This is a genomic window from Pseudomonas sp. 14A (genome assembly GCF_018132745.1).
GTDB lineage: Bacteria > Pseudomonadota > Gammaproteobacteria > Pseudomonadales > Pseudomonadaceae > Aquipseudomonas > Aquipseudomonas mercuritolerans.
In genome coordinates this window covers 120745-141934 of the sequence record NZ_JAGRQJ010000017.1, presented here as the reverse complement: position 1 = coordinate 141934, position 21190 = coordinate 120745, and the positions used below count along the sequence as shown (strand labels likewise).

At 61.1% G+C, this 21190-nt stretch carries 22 protein-coding genes and 1 pseudogene; 10 read left to right on the top strand and 13 right to left on the bottom strand.

Going from position 1 to position 21190, the window contains the following annotated elements; genetic code table 11:
* Positions 1–100 precede the first annotated feature (100 nt).
* Together PS14A_RS21690 and PS14A_RS21685 are read right to left on the bottom strand one after the other, a co-directional pair.
* The gene (locus PS14A_RS21690) at positions 101–1342 is read right to left on the bottom strand and encodes a TIGR03862 family flavoprotein (protein ID WP_212617189.1); all 1242 of its coding nucleotides are present in this window, start codon (positions 1340–1342) and stop codon (positions 101–103) included.
* Positions 1343–1635: 293 nt separating this feature from the next.
* Positions 1636–2556: a histone deacetylase gene (locus tag PS14A_RS21685; RefSeq protein ID WP_122603856.1), complete on the bottom strand. Its 921-nt coding sequence runs from the start codon at positions 2554–2556 to the stop codon at positions 1636–1638.
* 82 nt (positions 2557–2638) lie between these two features.
* Between PS14A_RS21685 and PS14A_RS21680 the strand changes: the two genes are divergently transcribed.
* The 3 genes from PS14A_RS21680 to PS14A_RS21670 all read left to right on the top strand — a co-directional run bounded on the left by PS14A_RS21680 (position 2639) and on the right by PS14A_RS21670 (position 4779).
* Positions 2639–3208, top strand: a complete 570-nt coding sequence (locus PS14A_RS21680; RefSeq protein WP_122706014.1) for a GNAT family N-acetyltransferase — start codon at positions 2639–2641, stop codon at positions 3206–3208.
* Positions 3209–3319: 111 nt separating this feature from the next.
* Positions 3320–4189 carry an acyl-CoA thioesterase II gene (gene tesB / locus PS14A_RS21675; RefSeq protein WP_016773073.1) on the top strand — a complete coding sequence of 290 codons (870 nt, stop codon included), beginning with the start codon at positions 3320–3322 and terminating at the stop codon, positions 4187–4189.
* Entirely contained in the window at positions 4186–4779 is a 594-nt protein-coding gene (locus PS14A_RS21670) for an HAD family hydrolase (RefSeq protein WP_212617188.1), read from the top strand. The genes tesB and PS14A_RS21670 overlap by 4 nt, the downstream gene beginning before the upstream one ends.
* A gap of 133 nt (positions 4780–4912) precedes the next feature.
* Here PS14A_RS21670 and PS14A_RS21665 read toward each other — a convergent pair whose 3' ends face one another.
* Positions 4913–5866: an alpha/beta fold hydrolase gene (locus tag PS14A_RS21665; RefSeq protein WP_137215643.1), complete on the bottom strand. Its 954-nt coding sequence runs from the start codon at positions 5864–5866 to the stop codon at positions 4913–4915.
* Positions 5867–6751 (bottom strand): neutral zinc metallopeptidase, encoded by an 885-nt coding sequence (locus PS14A_RS21660; protein ID WP_110646124.1) that lies wholly within the window; start codon positions 6749–6751, stop codon positions 5867–5869.
* Positions 6752–7142: 391 nt separating this feature from the next.
* Here PS14A_RS21660 and PS14A_RS21655 point away from each other — a divergent pair, with 391 nt between their 5' ends.
* Positions 7143–8021: a DMT family transporter gene (locus PS14A_RS21655; protein ID WP_137215642.1), complete on the top strand. Its 879-nt coding sequence runs from the start codon at positions 7143–7145 to the stop codon at positions 8019–8021.
* A 131-nt stretch (positions 8022–8152) separates the two neighbouring features.
* Here the strand turns inward: PS14A_RS21655 and PS14A_RS21650 are convergent, their stop codons facing one another.
* A complete protein-coding gene (locus tag PS14A_RS21650; protein WP_024014417.1) occupies positions 8153–9490 on the bottom strand; it encodes an MFS transporter in 1338 nt (445 codons plus the stop codon).
* Positions 9491–9846: 356 nt separating this feature from the next.
* Here PS14A_RS21650 and quiC point away from each other — a divergent pair, with 356 nt between their 5' ends.
* Positions 9847–11748 (top strand): 3-dehydroshikimate dehydratase QuiC, encoded by a 1902-nt coding sequence (gene quiC / locus PS14A_RS21645; protein WP_212617187.1) that lies wholly within the window; start codon positions 9847–9849, stop codon positions 11746–11748.
* A 101-nt stretch (positions 11749–11849) separates the two neighbouring features.
* On the top strand, positions 11850–12527 hold the full coding sequence (locus PS14A_RS21640) for a TetR/AcrR family transcriptional regulator (RefSeq protein WP_016773079.1): 678 nt from the start codon (positions 11850–11852) through the stop codon (positions 12525–12527).
* Positions 12528–12538: 11 nt separating this feature from the next.
* On the opposite strand, the pseudogene PS14A_RS26665 reads toward PS14A_RS21640, so the two are convergent.
* The 3 genes and pseudogenes from PS14A_RS26665 to aroQ all read right to left on the bottom strand — a co-directional run.
* Positions 12539–12649, bottom strand: a pseudogene (locus PS14A_RS26665) (DUF4381 domain-containing protein); the annotation flags it as partial.
* Positions 12646–13500: a shikimate dehydrogenase gene (locus tag PS14A_RS21635; protein ID WP_212617186.1), complete on the bottom strand. Its 855-nt coding sequence runs from the start codon at positions 13498–13500 to the stop codon at positions 12646–12648. The pseudogene PS14A_RS26665 and the gene PS14A_RS21635, both read right to left, overlap by 4 nt.
* Positions 13501–13505: 5 nt before the next feature.
* Complete coding sequence (aroQ, locus tag PS14A_RS21630) at positions 13506–13946, bottom strand: type II 3-dehydroquinate dehydratase (RefSeq protein WP_056790556.1); 441 nt, start codon at positions 13944–13946, stop codon at positions 13506–13508.
* Positions 13947–14272: 326 nt separating this feature from the next.
* On the opposite strand from aroQ, the gene PS14A_RS21625 reads away from it, so the two are divergent.
* Both PS14A_RS21625 and PS14A_RS21620 read left to right on the top strand, forming a co-directional pair.
* Positions 14273–14701: a DUF4160 domain-containing protein gene (locus PS14A_RS21625; protein ID WP_136494060.1), complete on the top strand. Its 429-nt coding sequence runs from the start codon at positions 14273–14275 to the stop codon at positions 14699–14701.
* Positions 14698–15144 carry a DUF2442 domain-containing protein gene (locus PS14A_RS21620; protein WP_122706020.1) on the top strand — a complete coding sequence of 149 codons (447 nt, stop codon included), beginning with the start codon at positions 14698–14700 and terminating at the stop codon, positions 15142–15144. The genes PS14A_RS21625 and PS14A_RS21620 overlap by 4 nt, the downstream gene beginning before the upstream one ends.
* A 54-nt stretch (positions 15145–15198) precedes the next feature.
* On the opposite strand, the gene trmA is transcribed toward PS14A_RS21620, so the two are convergent.
* Both trmA and PS14A_RS21610 read right to left on the bottom strand, forming a co-directional pair.
* On the bottom strand, positions 15199–16278 hold the full coding sequence (trmA, locus tag PS14A_RS21615; RefSeq protein WP_137215638.1) for a tRNA (uridine(54)-C5)-methyltransferase TrmA: 1080 nt from the start codon (positions 16276–16278) through the stop codon (positions 15199–15201).
* Positions 16275–17570 (bottom strand): NCS2 family permease, encoded by a 1296-nt coding sequence (locus tag PS14A_RS21610; RefSeq protein WP_212617185.1) that lies wholly within the window; start codon positions 17568–17570, stop codon positions 16275–16277. The genes trmA and PS14A_RS21610 overlap by 4 nt, the downstream gene beginning before the upstream one ends.
* Before the next feature lie 220 nt (positions 17571–17790).
* Between PS14A_RS21610 and PS14A_RS21605 the strand changes: the two genes are divergently transcribed.
* Positions 17791–18237: a DUF4879 domain-containing protein gene (locus tag PS14A_RS21605; RefSeq protein ID WP_130912641.1), complete on the top strand. Its 447-nt coding sequence runs from the start codon at positions 17791–17793 to the stop codon at positions 18235–18237.
* 67 nt (positions 18238–18304) lie between these two features.
* Positions 18305–18856, top strand: a complete 552-nt coding sequence (locus tag PS14A_RS21600; protein ID WP_212617184.1) for a DJ-1 family glyoxalase III — start codon at positions 18305–18307, stop codon at positions 18854–18856.
* Between the two features lie 4 nt (positions 18857–18860).
* Here PS14A_RS21600 and PS14A_RS21595 read toward each other — a convergent pair whose 3' ends face one another.
* The 3 genes from PS14A_RS21595 to PS14A_RS21585 all read right to left on the bottom strand — a co-directional run bounded on the left by PS14A_RS21595 (position 18861) and on the right by PS14A_RS21585 (position 20777).
* The gene (locus tag PS14A_RS21595) at positions 18861–19148 is read right to left on the bottom strand and encodes a HigA family addiction module antitoxin (protein WP_130912639.1); all 288 of its coding nucleotides are present in this window, start codon (positions 19146–19148) and stop codon (positions 18861–18863) included.
* A gap of 14 nt (positions 19149–19162) precedes the next feature.
* Positions 19163–19441: a type II toxin-antitoxin system RelE/ParE family toxin gene (locus PS14A_RS21590; protein ID WP_038861219.1), complete on the bottom strand. Its 279-nt coding sequence runs from the start codon at positions 19439–19441 to the stop codon at positions 19163–19165.
* Between the two features lie 100 nt (positions 19442–19541).
* Positions 19542–20777, bottom strand: a complete 1236-nt coding sequence (locus tag PS14A_RS21585; RefSeq protein ID WP_212617183.1) for an MFS transporter — start codon at positions 20775–20777, stop codon at positions 19542–19544.
* Positions 20778–21190: the final 413 nt, after the last annotated feature.

Here is a 21190-nt window from a genome sequence, read left to right as displayed (position 1 = left end):
GATGACGCCTTCGCGAGCAGGCTCGCTCCCACAAGGGAACTCCTTGTCACTGGAGATCAATGTGGGAGCGAGCCTGCTCGCGAAGGATGCAACTCGGTTTTCAGTCGGACTGCTTAAGCCACTGCACAATACCCAGCCCTGCCGCCCGCCCACTGGCAAAACACCCGGTCAGCAAATAGCCTCCGGTCGGCGCTTCCCAGTCGAGCATCTCGCCCGCACAAAACACCCCCGGCAGCGCCTTGAGCATCAAGCGCTCATCCATCGCTTCGAATCTCACGCCACCAGCACTGCTGATCGCTTCGTCCAGCGGACGGGTTTTCACCAGAGTCAGCGGCAACGCTTTGATCGCTCGCGCCAACAGCGCCGGATCGCCGAAGGTTTCGGCATCGGTCAGCTCGCGCAACAATGCTGCCTTAACCCCATCAATCCCCACCTGACTGTGCAGATGCTTGGCCATTGAGCGCGAGCCACGTGGTTTGCTCAGCGCTGCCTGTAATTTATCCACAGGCCGGCCGGGCAGCAGGTCGATGTGGATAACCGCTGCGCCGTAGCGATTGATTTCTTCGCGTATCGGCGCCGACAGGGCGTAGATCAGGCTGCCTTCAATGCCGGTCGCGGTGATCACGCATTCGCCCAGACGCGGGATATCGTCGTTTAACCCGATGGCGATGTTTTTCAGCGGCGCGCCGGCGAATTTGCTCACCATCAGCTCGCTCCAGGTTTGCACCTCGAAGCCGCAATTGCTGGGCTGCAACGGCGCCAGATCCACGCCGCGCTGCTCCAGCGGCAACATCCACGCGCCATCCGAGCCCAGGCGCGACCAACTGCCGCCGCCGAGGGCGAGCAGGGTGGCGTCGGGGTTTGCGCTGATTTCGCCTTCCGGGCTGGCGATGCGCAGTGCACCGCTTGCGTCCCAGCCGAGCCAGCGATGGCGGGTGTGGATAACCACGCCGCTGTCGCGCAGGCGCTTGAGCCAGGCGCGCAACAGTGGGGCGGCTTTCATGTCGGTGGGGAACACGCGGCCGGAGCTGCCGATGAAGGTTTCGATACCCAGATCGTGAATCCACTGGCACAAGGCATCGGCATGGAACGCGCGCAGCAGCGGGGCGATCTGCGCTGCGCGCTCAGCGTAGCGGGAGAGGAATGCCGGGTAGGCTTCGGAATGGGTGATGTTCATGCCGCCGACCCCGGCCAGCAGGAACTTGCGCCCGACCGAGGGCATGCCGTCGTACACGTCGACGCGGACCCCGGCCTGGCTCAGCACTTCGGCGGCCATCAGGCCGGCGGGGCCACCGCCAATGATGGCGACGTGGGTGTTGGCGAGGGCGGAATTCTGGGTCATGGGCGTGCGCTGCGGTATGGCGGGACAAGGCGCGCATTCTAACAGCGCTGAACCCTGTGGGAGACCCCATGTGGGAGCGAGCCTGCTCGCGAACGCGGTCTGTCAGTCAATTAGATGTTGTGTGTGCTGAACCTTTCGCGAGCAGGCTCGCTCCCACAGGGGCTGCGGCGTATTTCGAGTCTGGTTAAAAAATAAACAGCGCGCTGTACGCCATGCCCAGCATGGCCTGCAGTCCCTTTCGCGCAGGTTATCCACAGCCAGTTCCACAGCGATTGTGGGTAACGCAGCACGGTTCAATGACAGCCGTGTGAATCCCAGACCCGTTGCGCGCTGTGATGGAGGATGCCGTGGCGGCGGGCGAGGGCGTGGCGATCCTTGCTGTAGCCGCCGCCGATCACCCCGACCACCGGAATGTCGCGGCCCAGGCAATGGCGCATCACCCGTTCATCGCGCTCGGCCACCCCGGCGTCGGTCAGTTGCAGATAACCGAGGGCATCGTCCTTGTGCACATCGACGCCAGCGTCGTAGAGCACCAGATCCGGTTGATACAGCGGCAACAGGTAATTGAGCGTGTCATCGACCACCTGCAGATAGTCGGCATCGCCCATGCCTTTGGGCAGCGGAATGTCCCAGTCACTTTCGGCTTTGCGCGCAGGAAAATTCTTCTCGCAGTGCAGGGAAACGGTAATCGCCTCCGGCGTGTCGTGCAGAATCCGCGCGGTGCCGTCGCCCTGATGCACGTCGCAGTCGAAGATCAGCACGCGATTGACCCGGCCGCTCTGCAACAGGTACTGGCTGATGATCGCCAGGTCATTGAAGATGCAGAATCCGGCGGGGTAATCGTAGTGAGCGTGATGGGTGCCGCCGGCCAGATGACAGGCCAGGCCATGCTCCAGGGCTTTCTCTGCCGCCAGGATCGAACCGCCCACTGCGCGTACGGTGCGCCGCGCCAGCGCTTCGTTCCAGGGCAGGCCGAGGCGCCGTTGGTCTTCGCGGGACAACTCGCCGCTCATGTAGCGTTCGATATAGCTGCGGTCATGGGCGAGGGCGAGGATGTCGTTGGGGCAGATCTGCGGGCGCAGCAGATCGGCGTCGCGGGTCAGGCCGCTGTCGACCAGGTGATCGCGCAGCAGCCGGAACTTGTCCATGGGAAAGCGGTGATCCGCGGGAAACTCGGGGCTGTAGTCTTCGTGATAGATCAACGGCAAGGGCATGGCTTGTTTCGCGCAGAACCAGGGAAAGAATGAACGATCCTACCAGCGATGTAGACTCAACGGCATGGAAATGGAGGGGACGATGGAGCCGATACTGGAGCTGCAAAGCGCGCGTTTGTTGATGCGTCAGTGGCAGGACGAGGATTTGCCGGCATTCGCCGCGATGTGCGCCGATCCACAGGTGATGCGCTACTTTCCAGCGCCGTTGACCCGGCTCGAAAGTGCCGCATTGATCGGCCGCGTGCGCGGACATTTTGCCGAGCACGGCTTTGGCCTGTGGGCGCTGGAGCGCAAGGACACGGGCGAGTTCATCGGTTTCACCGGGTTGGGCGTGGTCGGCTTCGATGCGCCGTTTACCCCGGCGGTGGAGATCGGCTGGCGTCTGGCCAAGGAACACTGGGGCCTGGGTTACGCCAGCGAAGCGGCGTGGACGGCACTGCGCGCGGGTTTCGACCAATTGAAACTGGAGGAAATCGTCTCGTTTACCGCCGGGCAGAATGAGCAGTCGGAGAAGGTCATGCAGGCGATCGGCATGCATCACGATCCACAGGACGATTTCGATCACCCCAGGCTTGCGCTCGATCACCCGTTGCGCCGCCATGTTCTGTATCGCATCAGCCGCGAACAATGGCTGCAAACCTTGCATGAATAAGCCGACACGGACGTTTACAATGGCCGCCATCGTATTTGGCCCGTGCCAGAACCTGAATCGTCCGCCGCAGCCAAGACTGCGCGGCCATTGCTTTGTGTGAGGAGAGTCTGAATGAGCCAAGTGCTGGAAGATCTGGTCGATCTGCTGACCCTGGAACCGATCGAAGAAAACCTGTTCCGTGGTCGCAGCCAGGATCTGGGGTTCCGCCAGTTGTTCGGCGGTCAGGTGCTCGGCCAGTCGCTGTCGGCGGCTAGTCAGACGGTGGAAGAGGCGCGCCATGTGCACTCGTTGCATGGTTATTTCCTGCGCCCGGGCGATGCCAAGTTGCCGGTGGTCTATTCGGTTGATCGCGTGCGTGATGGCGGCAGTTTCAGCACCCGCCGCGTGACGGCGATCCAGAAGGGCCACCCGATCTTCACGTGCAGCGCTTCGTTCCAGTACGACGAAAAAGGCTTCGAGCATCAGGGCCAGATGCCGGCGGTGGTCGGCCCGGAAAACCTGCCCTCGGAGCTGGAGCTGATCCAGCAGCGTGCGCACCTGATTCCTGAGCACATGCGTGAAAAACTGCTGTGCCCGAAACCGATCGAAGTACGCCCGGTCACCGAAAAGGATCCGTACAACCCGCAACCGGCCGATCCGATCAAATATGTGTGGTTCCGCGCCGATGGCGCCCTGGCCGACATTCCTGCGCTGCACAAATACCTGCTGGCGTACGCCTCGGACTTCGGCCTGCTGACCACTTCGATGCTGCCCCACGGCAAGTCGGTCTGGCAGAAAGACATGCAGGTCGCCAGCCTCGATCACGCGCTGTGGTTCCACAACGACCTGCGCGCCGATGACTGGTTGCTCTACGCGATGGACAGCCCGTGGGCCGGCAACTCCCGTGGTTTTTCCCGTGGCAGCGTGTTCAACCGTGCCGGGCAACTGGTCGCTTCGGTGACTCAGGAAGGCCTGATCCGCCATCGCAAGGACTGGGCATGAGCCTGACCGAGGTTCGTCATTGGGTGTTCGACATGGACGGCACGCTGACTGTCGCCGTGCATGATTTCGCGGCGATTCGTGTGGCGCTGGCGATTCCGCCCGAGGACGACATCCTCACCCATCTCGCTGCATTGCCAGCGGATGAAGCAGCGGCCAAGCATGCCTGGTTGCTCGAGCATGAACGCGATCTGGCGTTGGGCTCGACCCCGGCCACCGGCGCGGTGGAGCTGGTGCGCGACCTGCATGCGCGCGGTTATCGCCTCGGCATTCTCACGCGCAATGCGCGGGAGCTGGCACATGTCACGCTGGAGGCGATCGGCCTGGCCGACTGCTTCGCGGTCGAGGATGTGCTGGGTCGCGACGAAGCACCACCGAAACCACATCCCGGCGGTTTGCTGAAACTGGCCGAAGCTTGGCAAGTGCCGGCCAGTGACATGGTGATGGTTGGTGATTACCGCTTTGATCTGGATTGCGGCCGAGCAGCGGGGGCGCGGACGGTGTTGGTGAATCTGCCGGATAACCCGTGGCCGGAGTTGACGGATTGGCATGCAAGGGATTGTGTTGAGTTGCGGCGGATGCTGCAGGCCTGAGATCGTTGTTGTCTGATTGGACGCCTTCGCGAGCAGGCTCGCTCCCACAGGGGAATGCATTCCAACTGTGGCATTTATTCCAAATGTGGGAGCGAGCCTGCTCGCGAAGGGGCCGGTGGATTCAGCAAAAAACTCACTGATCGAACAACGCCTTCTGCCCCTCCGCCGACGTCAGCATTCCATCGCCGTCATGCCCGACCCCGGGCACTTCAATCAGCCGTTGATTGACCCCCTCAGGATGGCGACGCAGCAAATAACCGAAATACAGCTTCCCGCGCATCAAGCGGTAAGCCCCTTGCGCCTCGGCCGCGCAGCTCTTGTCCAGCGCCGGATGTTCCGGGTCGACATCCTGCTGGCCGAGCAGATAAATCACCTCGCGTTTGACGTAAGCGCTCTCGACCTGCAACGGCGTTTGCCCGCCGGCATACACCGGCATGTCCGCCAGACCGTACTTCCAGCGATTGAAGCCAGGACATTGCGCGTGATCGAACGCCACTGGCCTCTGCTCGTTGAAGTACGCATAAGAAGAAGGATTGGCCACCACATAGCGCAAGCGAATGCCGTTGGCCTTGAGCGCCGGCTGATCCTTGGCCAGCAGGGCGTAACGCTGCACCACCTGACCACCGCCGGAGTGGCCGAAGATCACGATCTGCTTCACGTCCGGAAACTGTTTGCGATCGCTGAGCCGCGCGACTATTTCGTCCAGCGCTGCGTAGGAACTCAGCGGATTCGGCCCGGTGGACAAGCCGCCGCCCATCCACTCGTTGCCCTGCCAGCGCAGCACCGTCGGCGGCAGGGAATACAGGGTGACGTCACTTTCATTGAGAAACTGCGGAGCGATCACCAGCGTGTGCGCGGTCTGCCCGGCGAGTTCGGCGGCATTTTCCGCACTTTTGCGGTAGGTCTCGGCGTTGCGCAGGCGACCGTGAATGACGATCAGCACCCGCTCGATCTTTTCCGGTGCCGGGCCGATGCCCACTGCCATTTCCCCGGCTTTGAGTTGCAGGCGACCGGGGCTGATCGCATCTACGCCGGCCGCTTGCGCGGTGCCGGCGATGAACAGTAACGCCACAAGCCATTTATGCATTTACAGGGTTTTCGCCGCGAAGGTGTCGCACTGGCTTACCTGGCCTTGCGCGAATCCGGTTTTGAACCAGCGCACCCTTTGCGCTGACGTACCGTGGGTAAACGAGTCCGGCACCACACGGCCCTGACCCTGTTGCTGCAAGCGATCATCGCCGATGGCGTTGGCGGCGTTCAAGGCTTCCTCGATGTCGCCCGGTTCCAGCCAGTTCAGGCGTTTTTGCGCGTTGTATGCCCAGACGCCAGCGAGACAGTCGGCCTGCAATTCCTGACGAACCAGCAAGCCGCCGTCGCCCTCCATCTGCCGGCCTTGCTGACGCGCCGCCTGCATCTTCGCCGAGACGCCCAGCAGCGTCTGCACATGGTGGCCGACTTCGTGCGCAATCACGTAAGCCTGAGCGAAATCGCCAGCGGCTTTGAAGCGCTGCGACATTTCCTGGAAGAAGGCCATGTCCAGATAAACCTTCTGGTCGGCCGGGCAATAGAACGGGCCGGTGGCAGAAGTGGCCATGCCGCACGCGGAGTTCACCCGATTGCTGAACAGCACCAGTGTCGGGTCTTTGTATTGGCGTCCGGCCTGCTGGAAGATCGGACCCCAGGTGTCTTCGGTGTCGCCGAGGATCGAGCGGACGAATTCAGCCTGTTCATCATTGGCCGGTGGCGCCTGGCGGGTTTGCGAAGTAGCCGCCGGTTGCTCCATCTGCCCGGTCAACTGGCCGAGGATCTGCATCGGGTCCTGGCCGGTGAGCCAGCCGATGCCGACAATCAGCACAATAGCGGTCAGGCTCAGACCCTTGCCGCCACCGAAGCGCATGCCGCCGCCACCGCCGGCATCATCACCCCGGGCGTCGACGACGTTGTCACTGCGTCGGCCTTTTTTCCATAGCATGTGGGAATCCTCTTTTATTGCCGGTGATGAATCTGCTGGTGATGAGTGTTGCCGCTGTGTGAGTGTGGCGCCAGTCCGGTCGTCCGTCCATGCACACGCGCCCACATGGTGCGGGCCTGGTATTGACGGTCGAGCGGGCCGTGAATTCAATCCCGAGAGGAATTTCTTCCGTCGAAGTCATGAACCCCCTGTTTCGACGGCAGTCTGTGATGTTGCACACTGGCCGGGCGCCGAAGTGGCGGGAATCTTGCCTCAAGGTTTTGCCTGGCGGCGGTTTCCCGGTGCAGAAGAGTGCAACCTGTGCGGTTGCTGAAAGCTCGGCCGACTATGATTGCCACAACGATTGCCGCCAGCGCGAACGCTCGCCCGGATTTTTTTTCAGAGATTGCCAATGACCGTCAGCACCCCGCTCTCCGGTGTCAACCAGCCCTTCAAGGGGATCCTGCTGATTGTCGTGGCGACGTTCCTGTTTTCCAGCCACGACGCGTTGTCGAAATACCTCTCCGGTTTTTATCCGATCGTGATGGTGGTGTGGGCGCGCTATGTGGTGCACACCTTGTTGATGGCGGGGATTTTCCTGCCGCAGTCCGGCTTGCGTGTGCTGCGCACGAAAAAACCGTTATGGCAGCTCGCCCGTGCCCTGTGCCTGCTCGGCACCAGCCTGTTTTTCACCACGGCGCTGCTGTACATCCCGCTGGCCGAAGCCACGGCGGTCAACTTTCTCGCGCCGGTACTGGTGACGGCGTTATCGGTGCCGTTGCTCAAGGAACGCGTGACGCGCGGGCAGTGGATTGCGGTGATCTGCGGCTTCATCGGCGTGCTGATCATCGTCCACCCGGGCGGCGAACTGTTCACCCCGGCGATCCTGCTGCCGTTCTGCTCGGCGCTGTTCTTCTGCTTCTACCAATTGCTGACGCGCAAGCTCGCCGAAATCGACAGTCCGACCACCAGCAACTTCTTTGCCGGCCTGTGCAATACCCTGGTGATGAGCGCGCTGGTGCCGTTCTTCTGGCAAGTGCCGACGTGGACTCACGCCGCTCTGATGCTGGCGCTGGGCAGTTGCGGGATGACGGCGCATCTGTTCCTGACCCAGGCCTTCCGTCACGCCGCACCAGCCTTGCTGGCGCCGTTCGGCTATTGCCAAATCGTCTTTGCCGGGTTGTTGGGCTGGCTGCTGTTCAATCACACCCCGAGCGGGTTGACGGTGATCGGTATCGCGGTGATCTGTTGCAGCGGATTGGCGGCAGCGTGGCAGCAGAGCCGGCGCTGAAGAGCGGATCCCGGTACAACTTGTGGGAGCGAGCCTGCTCGCGAAAGCGGTGGGTCAGTCGCCATATTCAGCGGCTGACGTGACGCCTTCGCGAGCAGGCTCGCTCCCACAATGGGATGTATGCAGGCAGGTTATTCGGTAACGGTCGGAATCTTGCGCGGTGCCATGAAGTACATCCACGTCAGTGCGAGGAAGTACATCGCCGGGATCAGCGTGAACAGCACCGTGTAGTTGTTGTTGGTGACGGTGAGGATGTGGCCGACGATCTGGGTCATGAACATCCCGCCGATCGCCGCGCACATGCCGCCGAAGCCGAACACCGTGCTCATCATGTGCTTGGGCGTGTAGTCCATCACCAGGCTCCAGATGTTCGCAGTCCAGGCCTGATGCGCGCCGATCGCCAGCGAGATCGCCGCCACCGCCACCCACAGATTCGCCGAGCCGGCAGCCATGACCACGCCGATGATGCAGCAGGCAAACAGCAACATCGACAGCAGCCGCGCCTTGATCGAGTTCATGCCGCGACCGATCAGGAACGAAGACAGAATCCCGCCGCCGACACTGCCGAAGTCAGCCGTGACGTAGATGATGATCAGCGGAATGCCCATCTGCGTCACGTTGATGCCGAGGTTGTATTGCTGATTGAGAAACGGCGGCAGCCAGTACAGATAGAACCAGAACACCGGCGCGGTCAGCGAGTAGGCGAGGGCGAAGGCCCAGGTGCCGCGCATGCGCAGGATCTTGCTGAACGGCACGCGGGCCTGTTCCGGTTCGACTTGCTGCTGGATGTAATCGAGTTCCGACTGCTTCACCGTCGGGTGATCTTCCGGATTGAAATACTTCAAGCCCCAGAACAGCAGCCAGATGCCGCCGAGTGCCGCCATGCACAGGAACGCCGCTTGCCAGCCCCACACATGCAGGACCAGTGGCAGCAGCATCGGCGTGAACATCGCCCCGACGTTGGTGCCGGCGTTGAAAATGCCGGTAGCGACTGCACGTTCACCGGCCGGGAACCACAGGCGCGTGGTCTTTACACAGGCCGGGTAGTTGGCCGCTTCCGTCAGACCGAGGATGAAGCGGCAGACCATGAAGCCGACCGCCGAGGTCGCCAGGCCATGGGCGCCGGTGGCCAGGCTCCAGAGCAGTACGGCGCAGAAGAACACGCGCTTGACGCCGACCCGGTCGATCAGGCGTCCCTGCAGGACAAAACCGATCGCGTAGCCGACCTGAAACCAGAAGTTGATGTTGGCGTAGTCCATCGCCGTCCAGCTCATTTCCTTGGCGAGGATGGGCTGCATGACGCCGAGGGCGGCGCGGTCGATGTAGTTGAGGGTGGTGGCGAAAAACACCAGCGCCAGCATGCCCCAGCGGGTCTTGCCGACAGCCATGGCGCCGCGGATCTTGTCGCCAATGCCACCCGTGGCAGTGCTCATGGCCGGAGCCATGCGGGAAGTCTGTGAAGGAATCATGTGTTCCACCCGTTTTTGGATTTGTTATTTGGTGTTCTTGTCTGTCGAACACCTTGCCCGGTGGTTAGTGGCCGGACTCGATGTGCAACCGATGTTGGGCAGTGAACAAAAAATCGTCAATTCGCCAAATCGCCTTAGTGTTCGATAATCGCACGCAAAACTAACCGGGTAGTACACTTTAAATTGCTGCGCGCAGGGATGCAGCCAATAATTTCCCTCACTATAAAAACCCATTCCCCGGTAGGAGCTGCCGAAGGCTGCGATCTTTTGATCTTGATTGGAACGCAACAGCAGAGATCGCAGCCTTCGGCAGCTCCTACAGTAAAGATAAAGCGGCGCAGTCCGGGAGTTGAAACATGCAGCGTTCCATTGCCACCGTTTCCTTGAGCGGCACCCTGCCGGAAAAACTCGAAGCCATTGCCGCCGCCGGGTTCGACGGCGTGGAGATTTTCGAAAACGACCTCCTGTACTACGACGGCAGTCCCCGGGAAATTAAACAGATGTGCGCCGATCTGGGGATCGCCATCACCCTGTTTCAGCCGTTCCGTGACTTCGAAGGCTGCCGCCGCGATCGCTTGGCGCGTAACCTGGAGCGTGCCGAGCGCAAGTTCGATCTGATGCAGGAGCTTGGCACCGATCTGGTGCTGGTCTGCAGCAACGCCTCGCCGGACAGTGTCGGCGATCAACAAATCCTCGTTGATGATTTGCGCCTGCTGGCTGAACGCGCCGGCGCCCGTGGTTTGCGCATCGGTTACGAAGCGCTGGCCTGGGGCCGTCACGTCAATACTTATCAACAGGTCTGGGACATCGTCCGTCAGGCTGATCACCCCAACCTCGGCGTGCTGCTCGACAGCTTCCATACCCTGTCGCTTAAGGGCGATCCCAGCGCGATCGCCGACATTCCCGGCGAGAAGATCTTCTTCGTGCAAATGGCCGACGCGCCGATCCTGGCCATGGATGTGCTGGAGTGGAGCCGGCATTTCCGTTGCTTCCCGGGGCAGGGCGAATTCGATCTGCCGGGTTTCCTCGCACCGATCATCAAGAGTGGCTATACCGGGCCGTTGTCGCTGGAAATCTTCAACGACGGCTTCCGCGCCGCACCGCCACGGGCCAACGCCGCCGACGGTTTGCGCTCGCTGCTGTATCTGGAAGAGAAGACCCGCCAGCGTCTCGAGCAAGAAGCGACGCCGGTGGCCAACCGTGAAATTCTTTTCGAAACGCCGCCGGCCAGCGAATACAACGGTGTGGAATTTCTCGAATTTGCCGTCGACGAAGCGCTGGGCGCGAAGCTCAGTCACTGGCTGCAACGCCTCGGCTTTGCCAAGGCCGGGCAGCATCGCTCCAAGAGCGTCAGCCTGCTGCGTCAGGGCGATATCAACCTGATCCTCAACTCCGAGCCGTATTCGTTCGCCCACAGCTTTTTCGAAGCCCACGGCCCGTCGCTGTGCGCCACGGCCGTGCGGGTCAAGGACAGCGCCAGTGCACTGGCCCGCGCGGTCGCTTACAAGGGGCAGCCCTATCGCGGGCTGGTCGGGCCGAATGAACTGGAGCTGGCGGCGGTGCGCGCACCGGACGGCAGCCTGATTTATCTGGTCGATGCGGACGCCGACGTGTACGGCACCGATTTCAATCTGTTGCCGGACGCGCAGACCGGCGGCGGCCTCAAGCGTATCGATCACATGGCCATGGCGCTGCCGGCCGACAGCCTCGACAGTTGGGTGCTGTTCTACAAAAGCCTGCTGGATTTCGAAGCCGACGATGAAGTGGTCTTGCCCGATCCGTACGGTCTGGTGAAGAGCCGCGCACTGCGCAGTCGCGACAGCTCGATCCGTTTGCCGCTGAACATTTCCGAGAACCGCAACACCGCCATTTCGCATGCGCTGTCGAGTTATCGCGGCTCCGGCGTGCATCACATCGCTTTCGATTGTGACGACATCTTTGCCCAGGTCAGTCGCGCCAAAGAGGCCGGCGTGCCGCTGCTGGACATCCCGCTGAATTACTACGACGACCTCGCCGCGCGCTTCGATTTCGACGATGAATTCCTCAGCGAACTGGCCTATTACAACGTGCTCTACGACCGTGATGCCCAAGGCGGCGAGTTGTTTCATGTCTACACCGAGCCGTTCGAGGGGCGTTTCTTTTTCGAGATCATCCAGCGCAAGAATGGCTATGCCGGCTACGGCGCGGCCAACGTTGCGGTGCGGCTGGCGGCGATGGCCAAATCGCGCAGCGGTGCGGTGCGTCAGGCGAAGTTGTAGGGAATTCGTAAACGCGGGATCAAACACCGGCTGCGCGGCTTCCTTCACTGTCCCGCGCGGCCCATAATCGCCGCTTGTGCAGTGATGGCCGTGAGCCCGCGATGACCATGAATTCAGAACTTTCCGCCGCTGCTGTCGAGTCCGACGCAGTGCCGCGCAAGAGTCGCAAGAACAACCCGGAAAAGACCCGTGAGAACATTCTGCAGGAGGCGATCGTCGAGTTCGTCCAGCAGGGCTTGTCCGGCGCCCGCGTCGACGCGATCGCCGAGCGCATCCACACCTCCAAGCGCATGATCTATTACTACTTCGGCAGCAAGGAGCAGTTGTACGTCGAGGTGCTGGAGAAGCTTTACGGCGATATCCGCAGCACGGAAAACCGCCTGCACCTGGACGAGCTGCCGCCCGAGCTGGCGATCCGTCGACTGGTGGAATTCACCTTCGATCACCATGACCACAACGTCGATTTCGTGCGCATCGTCAGCATCGAAAACATCCACAACGCCGAGTACGTAAAGCGTTCCGATGCGATCAAGGCGCTGAACAACACCATCCTCGACACCTTGGGCGGGATTCTGCAACGAGGCGCGGACGAAGGTTTGTTCCGGCGTGGCATCGATGCGCTGGACGTGCACCTGCTGATCAGTTCGTTTTGCTTCTATCGCGTGTCGAACCGCCACACGCTGGGAGAAATCTTCCAGATCGACCTGCCGGACGAAACCATCAAGCAGCGCCACCGCGAGATGATCTGCGAATCGGTGTTGCGCTACCTGAAGGCCTGACTCGATCTCCCCTGTGGGAGCGAGCCTGCTCGCGAAAGCGGTGTGTCAGTCGCCCTGTTCGTTGACTGAATCGACGCCTTCGCGAGCAGGCTCGCTCCCACAGGGGCCGCTCTGAAATTCAGCCATTCATGCTCTGAAAATGCTCAAGCATGCGCTGCGCATCCGCCACCACGCCGCTGAACAATTCAAACGCCTTCACCGCCTGAAACACTGCCATGTTACCGCCATCCAGCGTGCGGCAACCCAACGCACGGGCGTCGCGCAGCAGTTCGGTTTCCAGCGGGAAATACACGATCTCCGCCACCCACATTTGCTTGCGCAGCAACTCGGCCGGCACTGGTGTACCCGGCAGCTTGGCCATGCCCATCGGCGTGGTGTTGACCAGACCATCGGCCTGCGCCAGCGCCCCGGGCAAATCCAGTCCGGCCTGTGCGCGACTGGCGCCAAAATGTTGATTGAGATTGTTAGCCAGGCTCTCGGCACGCTCGCGGTCGACATCAAAAATCGTCAATTGCCGTACGCCTTCGCTGAGCAGCGCGTGGGCCACCGCCGCGCCAGCGCCACCGGCGCCCATCTGGACGACGCGTTCACGGGCAGCGTCTGTCAGACCCCGGCGAAAACCCTCGGCGAAACCGAGGCAATCGGTGTTGTGGCCGACACGCTTGCCGTCCTTCAACACCACCGTGTTCACCGCGCCGATGCCACGGGCTTCCGGCGACAACTCATCGAGCAGCGGGATGACCGCCTGTTTGCACGGGAAGGTGATGTTCAGCCCGGTGTAATTCATTCGCTCCGCCGCCTGCAGCAAGTCGGGCAGGGCCGTGCTATCGAGGTGCAATTGATCGAGGTCGATGAGCTGGTACAGATAGCGCAGGCCCTGCGCATCACCTTCGTGCTCATGCAGTGCCGGTGTACGTGAAGCCTGAATCCCGGCGCCGATCAGCCCGGCGAGTATCACTCTGGAACGCGACATGGTTCTTACCTCTGCAACCGCTGACCGAAATGCTCCAGCGCCAGGCGATAGCCATGGCTGCCGAACCCGCACATCACCGCCGTGGCAATGCCGGAAACAAACGAATGATGACGGAACGGCTCACGGGCGTGGACATTGGACAGGTGCACCTCGATCACCGGCAATTCACTGGCGACCAGCGCATCGCGAATCGCCACGGACGTGTGCGTCCACGCCGCCGGATTGATCACGATCCCGGCGCAACGGCCGCGCGCAGCGTGAATCCAGTCGAGCAGCTCGCCTTCATGATTGGTCTGGCGAAACTCAACGGTCAGGCCGAACTCATCAGCCGCGCGACCACACAACGCGGAAATATCCGCCAGGGTTTCATGACCATAAGTCGCCGGCTCCCGGGTGCCAAGCAGGTTCAGGTTCGGGCCGTTAAGCACCAGAACGATAGGGGACATTGGGGTAACTCCACTTATTGTTTTTGGCATGGGCCGAGAGGTTTCAGCCTGTGGAGGTAAAATGTACTAGATGGTTACATCGGTCAATTGAACAGGAATGCCACGCGCGTTTTATGTTCGGTGATCGCACAGCCATATTCAGGCGAGTCCTGATTTCAAAACGTAACGACAGCTTTTCTTACGTTTTTTCCGTTCATTTCTCAGGCCTCGACCCCCATGCCCGCTAGCCTTGGATGACCTCCGCCACGTTCGCGGTTGCAACCGATCGTCGGACTCGAAAGGAAATTCGAGATCTTGAAATCCATTAACCTAACGGATGGGTTAGCATGAAGATATGCAGCTACAAGGGAATGTCGATTCGCATCATGTTGAGAGACGAACACTGCCCACCGCACGCCCATGTAGATGCGGGTGCCTGGAATGCCCGCTTCCGGTTCAGCTTCTGGCACAACGAAGTTGATCTGTGGGATGTCGTGCCGCTGTCCCGACGACCACCGCTCACTGTGCTTAACGGCTTGTGTCTGTCACTTGGACAACCGGCGCATTTGCGTAGAGCACGAGGGATCTGGTGGTCGGCCGTGAAGACCGCTTGTCTCGATAATCAGATATGGGACTGCCAGGCAAACGAAGTGCCCGTAATGAAACCAGTCACCGACGAGACCTACAGGATCGGATCGGCGCGCTATGACCCCGATGAAGACAAAGTGCTGCTGTCCTTGATCGGCAAATTGGAAGGAGTTGAGATCGAATTATGAAGGTCATCAAGGCAAAACCGTCGGTGCATCGCCCCCTGACGGAAGAGATGCTCGATGCCGCCATCACACTTGGCGAAGTACGACAGGCCAATAGTTTGCAGGCCGTGTCAGTGAGCTTCGAAGAATCCTCTTTGGTCATTCGTTTCGAGGACGGCAGCGGTGTGTTGCTTCCGGTGAAGCTGTATCCCGAATTCGCGGGGTTTGAAGCGGCCGATTATGCAAGCCTGACGATCGGCTTCGCCGGCACTGCCCTGTGCCATGAGGGCAAGGACCTGGATATTTCCATTGCCGGAATGATTTCAGCGAGCCCGCCGCTTATGCGGATGGCCGCGTCGGTCGTCGCCTCGCGCAACGGGCGTCAAAGCAGCGCTGCGAAATCTGCGGCAGCGCGAGCCAATGGCAAAAAAGGCGGCCGTCCACGCAAAACTGATATCGCGCCATAGCACCCACAAAAAAGCCGTCAATCATGACGGCTTTTCCGTATCAGATACCCGCAATCAACGCCGGGTCAGCAGCACACCGGATTCCATGTGATGGGTCCACGGGAACTGGTCAAACATCGCGCACTTTGTAATGCGGTGGGTGTCATGCAACTGGGCGATGTTGGCCGCCAGGGTGTCCGGGTTGCAGGAGATGTAGAGGATGTTGTCGAAGCGCCGGGTCAGTTCGCAGGTGTCCGGGTCCATGCCGGCGCGTGGTGGGTCGACGAAGACGCTGCCGAATTCGTAGCTCTTCAGATCGATGCCGTGCAGGCGACGGAACGGGCGCACTTCGTTGAGCGCTTCGGTCAGCTCCTCGGCGGACAAACGCACCAGCGTGACGTTATCCACAGCGTTTTCGCTGAGGTTGCTCAGGGCCGCGTTGACCGAAGTCTTGCTGATCTCGGTGGCGAGCACTTTGCGCACGCGAGTCGCCAGCGGCAGGGTGAAGTTGCCGTTGCCGCAGTACAACTCGAGCAGATCGTCGCTGCGATCGCCCAAGGCTTCGTATGCCCAATTGAGCATCTTCTGGTTCACCGTGCCGTTGGGCTGGGTGAACGCGCCTTCGGGCTGGCGATAGCTGAAAGTGCGGCCGCCGACTTCGAGTTTCTCGACGACATAGTCCTGGCCGAGCACTTCGCGCTTGCCCTTGGAGCGGCCGATGATGCTCACGCCCAGATCTGCCGACAACTGAGTTGCCGCCGCATGCCAGTGCTCGTCCAGCGGACGGTGATAGCAAAGGGTGATCATCGCGTCGCCGGCCAGCGTGGTCAGGAATTCGACCTGGAACAGCTTGTGGCTCAGCGCCGAACTGGCTTGCCACGCGGCCTTCAACTGCGGCATCAACTGGTTGATGCGCAGGCTGGCAATCGGAAATTCCTCGATGAGGATCGGCGTGCGCTTGTCGTCCTGGGAGAACATCGCGTAATGCCGTTCGCCGCCCTCGCGCCACAGGCGGAATTCGGCGCGCAGGCGGAAGTTCTGCAGAGGCGAGTCAAACACCGTCGGCTCGGGTGCATCGAAAGGTGCCAGCAGTTCACGCAAACGCGTGACCTTGGCTTCGAGTTGTTCGGCGTAGGCTTGGGAATCGAAAGTCATGCGTTGAACCAACCCAACTTGATCACAAACAGAATCGACAGGATCACCAGCGCCGGGTTCAGCTCACGGGCACGGCCGGACAGCAGCTTGATGGCAGTCCAGGCGATGAAGCCGAAGGCGATGCCGTTGGCGATCGAATAGGTGAACGGCATCGCCAGTGCGGTGACCACAACCGGTGCTGCCACGGTGATGTCGTCCCAGTCTATTTCCGCCAGGCCCGAAGTCATCAGCACGGCGACGAACAGCAGCGCTGGCGCGGTGGCGAATGCCGGAACGCTGGCCGCCAGGGGCGAGAAGAACAGCGCCAGCAGGAACAGGGTTGCCACGACGATGGCGGTCAGGCCCGTGCGGCCACCGGCACTGACGCCGGCAGCGGATTCGATGTAACTGGTGGTGGTCGAAGTACCCAGCAGCGAGCCGGCCATGGCCGCCGTGCTGTCGGCGATCAGCGCGCGGCCCATTTTCGGCATGTGGCCGTCCTTGCCCATCAGGCCGGCGCGCTTGGCGACGCCGATCAGGGTCCCGGAGTTGTCGAACAGGTCGACGAACAGGAAAGCGAAGATCACGCTGACCAGACCGATGTCCAGCGCACCTTTGATGTCCAGTTGCAGGAAGGTCGGCGCCAGCGACGGCGGCATTGACATGATGCCGCCGAACTCGGTGACGTTCAGTACGATCGAGGCGATGGTTACGGCGAGAATGCCGATCAGCACCGCGCCGCGCACTTTCAGCGCTTCGAGGGCGACGATCACGGCGAAGCCGACGGTGGCCAGAATCGGTGCCGGCTTGGTCAGATCGCCGAGGCCGACCATGGTCGCCGGGTTGCTGACCACGATACCGGCGTTGTGCAGGGCGATCAGCGCCAGGAACAGGCCGATACCGGCGGCAATCGCCGAGCGCAGTGGCAGCGGAATGGCGTTGATGATCCATTCGCGGATGCGGAAGATCGACAGCAGGAAAAACAGCACGGCGGAAATGAACACCGCACCCAGCGCCACCTGCCAGGTGTGGCCCATGTGCAGCACCACGGTGTAGGTAAAGAAGGCGTTCAGGCCCATGCCCGGAGCGAGGGCGATCGGGTAGTTGGCGATCAGGCCCATTACGGTCGAGCCGATGGCGGCCGCCAGACAGGTGGCGACGAAAATCGCGCCCTTGTCCATGCCGGTCTCGCCGAGGATGCTCGGGTTGACGAACAGAATGTAAGCCATGGCCAGGAAAGTCGTGACGCCCGCAAGAATTTCGGTGCGCACGTTGGTGTTGTGTGCCTTGAGTTGAAACAGCCTTTCCAGCATGTCTGCTCCCCGTGGCGCGCGTGGCGCCGTGAATGTATCGACCTCAACAGCAAAGCACAGACCGTCGCAAGCGCCTGGAAAATTGTCGTGGGCCGGAAAAAGCCGCGCATCATACCAGCCGCGTGAGGAATTTGGCGGATGTTGGTGTCGATCGTCGGCGAAGTTTTGCGCAGCCGACAACTGCGCCATACTGCGCGCTGATTTTTTGGAGTGGGCAGGCATGCGCAACGGTTGGATCAGGATTTTCGGATGGATTGCAGCACTGCTGCTGACAGCTCCGGCGTTCGCGGCCTCGGCGCCTCCGCTCACCGAGGTGAAGGTGATTAAGGTTCAATCACCGTCCTGCGGCCTGGAAGATATTGCCGATAACCAGCCGCAAACCCAGTGCAATCACAGCGGTCCGAACATCAAGGTCTACGTGCTGGAAGTCGGCTATGGCCAGAATCAGCCACACGTGACTCTGGATGGCTTCGAGGTCAACGGCACCCGAGGCCCGGTGTGCGCCTTCGATAATGGCAACCTCACCGAGTGCACGCCTGGCAGCAAAACCGTCGGTTCTCTTTATACCTTCGATCTGGCCGGCAAACAGGAAGGCACCTTCAGCTTCAGCAACACCTCGATCAACGCCCCGCGCAACACGCTATCGACCCAGCTTTACATCAAGTAACGGCTGTCTTCGAACAGGGTGGGACAAAGCTGACTACGCTTTACAGACCACCCAGCGGAAAGCGCCCATGACTTCCAGAGCCCTGATTGCCCTCGCCGAGGGCATCGACGATTTGCAAAGCGTGACCCTGATCGACGTGCTGCGCCGCGCCGGCATCGAAGTGGTCGCCGCCAGCATCGAAGGCCGGCGCATGCTGACCTGCGCGCGCGGCACCCGCCTGACCGCCGATGGCATGCTGGTCGATGTGCTCGCGCAGAGCTTCGACCTGATCGTGCTGCCGGGCGGTGCCGTCGGCTCGCAGCATCTGGCGGCGCATCAGCCCTTGCAGCAGTTGCTCAAGGACCAGGCCAGCGCCGGCCGCCTGTTCGCCGCCATCGGCGAAGCTCCGGCTCTCGCGCTGCAAGCATCAGGCGTGCTGCGCCAGCGACGCATGACCTGCCTGCCCGGCGCCAGCCATCAGTTGTCCGGCTGTACGTTTGTTGATCAACCGGTGGTGGTCGACGGCAACTGCATCACCGCCCAAGGCTCGGGCGCGGCGCTGGAATTTGCCTTGACCCTGGTCGAGCAGCTCAGTGGCAAGGCATTGCGGGCGAGGGTGGCGGGGGAGTTGATGGCCTGAAGGATCAGCCGTGGGCAGCGATGGGTTCAATCTTCGGTTGCTCGCGATGCTCTGCTTGCCACAGGTCGTAGTCGGTTTGAACGCCTAGCCACACGCGCGCCTTGCCAATCCCTGCACGCTCAAGTCGCACTGCCAGGTCCGGGCTGATCGGTGCGTGTCCGTGCAGCACGCGAGAAAGGTGAGGGCGCGCAAAACCCAGATGCCGGGCCAACTCGCTCACACTGAGGCCAAGCTCAGGCAAGACATCCAGCAGCAGGGTTTCACCGGGGTGTGGCGGGTTGTGCATGGGCATGAGCCTGCCTCCAGTCAGTGGTAGTCCAGATAATCGACCAATTCGATATCCGAACCGACAAAACGAAAAATCACTCGCCAGTTGCCTGAAACGCTGAGCGACCAGTATTCACTCAGCTCGCCTTTCAACGGATGCAGGCGCCAGCCCGGCAAGTCCAGATCGCCGGGAAGTGTCGCTCGATCCATGAATTGCAACATGCGCGACAGCCGTTTTGCATGGTCGGCACGAATTCCACGAGTCGTACCTGTTTCATAGAAGCCACGAAGGCCTTTGTGCTGAAAGGATTTGATCATGGCGGCGAGTGTAAGGCGATACATTACACTCAGTGCGGTAACTATGTACCGCACGTTGTCGTTTGATATGTGCTGAGCAGGTGAGTTTTTTCCAAAAAACTCAGGCCTTCTCTTCCACCGGCACATGCATCCGGTCCCGATTCGCCAATGTCGGGAAAAGTTTGATCCACGTCCCCGTCACTACCAGCGTGCCGATCCCGCCCATGACCACTGCCGGCACGGTGCCGAACCAGTGGGCGGTGAGGCCGGATTCGAATTCGCCCAACTGGTTGGAAGCGCCGATGAACAAGCCATTGACCGCGCTGACCCGGCCGCGCATTTCGTCGGGGGTTTCCAGCTGCACGAACGAGGCACGGATGACCATGCTGATCATGTCCGCTGCGCCGAGCACCACCAGCACCGCCAGCGAGAACCAGAACGAGGTCGACAAACCAAACGCGATAGTGGCGACGCCGAAGACGCCGACGGCGGTGAACATCACCCGGCCGACATTGCGTTCCACGGCAAATCGCGCGAGAAACAGCGACATCAGCAATGCACCCACCGCCGGCGCCGAGCGCAACAGGCCAAGGCCCCACGGGCCGGTCAGCAGAATGTCCTTGGCGAACACCGGCAGCAACGCCGTGGCGCCGCCGAGCAACACGGCGAACAGGTCCAGCGAGATCGCACCGAGGATGTCCGGGCGGCTGCGGATGAAGCGAATTCCCGCCAGCAACGAATCCAGGGTGGCTTTGCCTTTGTTCAATGGCGTCTGGCGTGCCGGCAGGTTGAGCATCAGCGAACAGGCGATCACATACAGCAGCACGGTCGGGCCGTAGACCCAGACGCTGCCGAATGCATACAGCAAGCCGCCGAGGGCCGGCGCGACGATAGTGGCCGACTGCTGCGCCGATTGTGCGGCAGCGACGGCGCGGGGGAACAGCGCGCTGGGGACGATGCTGGGCAGCAACGCCTGTGTCGTTGGCATTTCGAACGAACGAGCGGCGCCGAGCAGAAAGGCGAGGATGAAAATCATCTCGCGGGTGACGTGATCGGTGGCACTGCCGATAGCCAGCGCCAAGGCAATCAACGCCTGCAACGACTGGCAAAGCGCGGCGACCTTGCGCCGGTCATAGCGATCGGCGACATGGCCGGTGTGCAGCATGAACAGCACGCGCGGAGCAAATTCGACCAGCCCGACCAGGCCCAGATCCAGCACGTTGCCGGTCAGTTGATACAGGTTCCAGCCAATCGCCACGGTGAGCATCTGAAAGCCGCTGGCGGTAAAGATCCGCGCCAGCCAGAAGGCCATGAACGGACGATGGTGACGTAACAGCAGGGGCTCTTGTGTGGGCATCTGAAGGCAGGTCTTGGACGAGTGAACGGCGAGATTATCACCAGTCTGTAACAGGAAGTTGCTACGAGAAACAATTCAGTTAGCCAGACATCGATCTTTCATGCTGACAATCAGCCCCGTGGTGAGGGGCTTAATCCCCGTTGTGTCGCGCAGCGGCCCCAAAATCTCGAAACGACGACGACGACGACGACTGCTGCGCAGCCGGACGGGGATAAATCCCCTCGCCACAGGAGAGTGAGGCAACTTGTCACGCGGCAAACCACCACGCAGTTCATTGGCAGAAATGGGACTACTCTTTCAACGTTGCTTGATCCAGATCAAGACCCCGACCGGAACTGATCTGGCGGCCATTTGGCCAGACTCCCTGCGTTGCGATGGTTGCAAAAAAAGAACGAATCCGAATTCGCCGCACT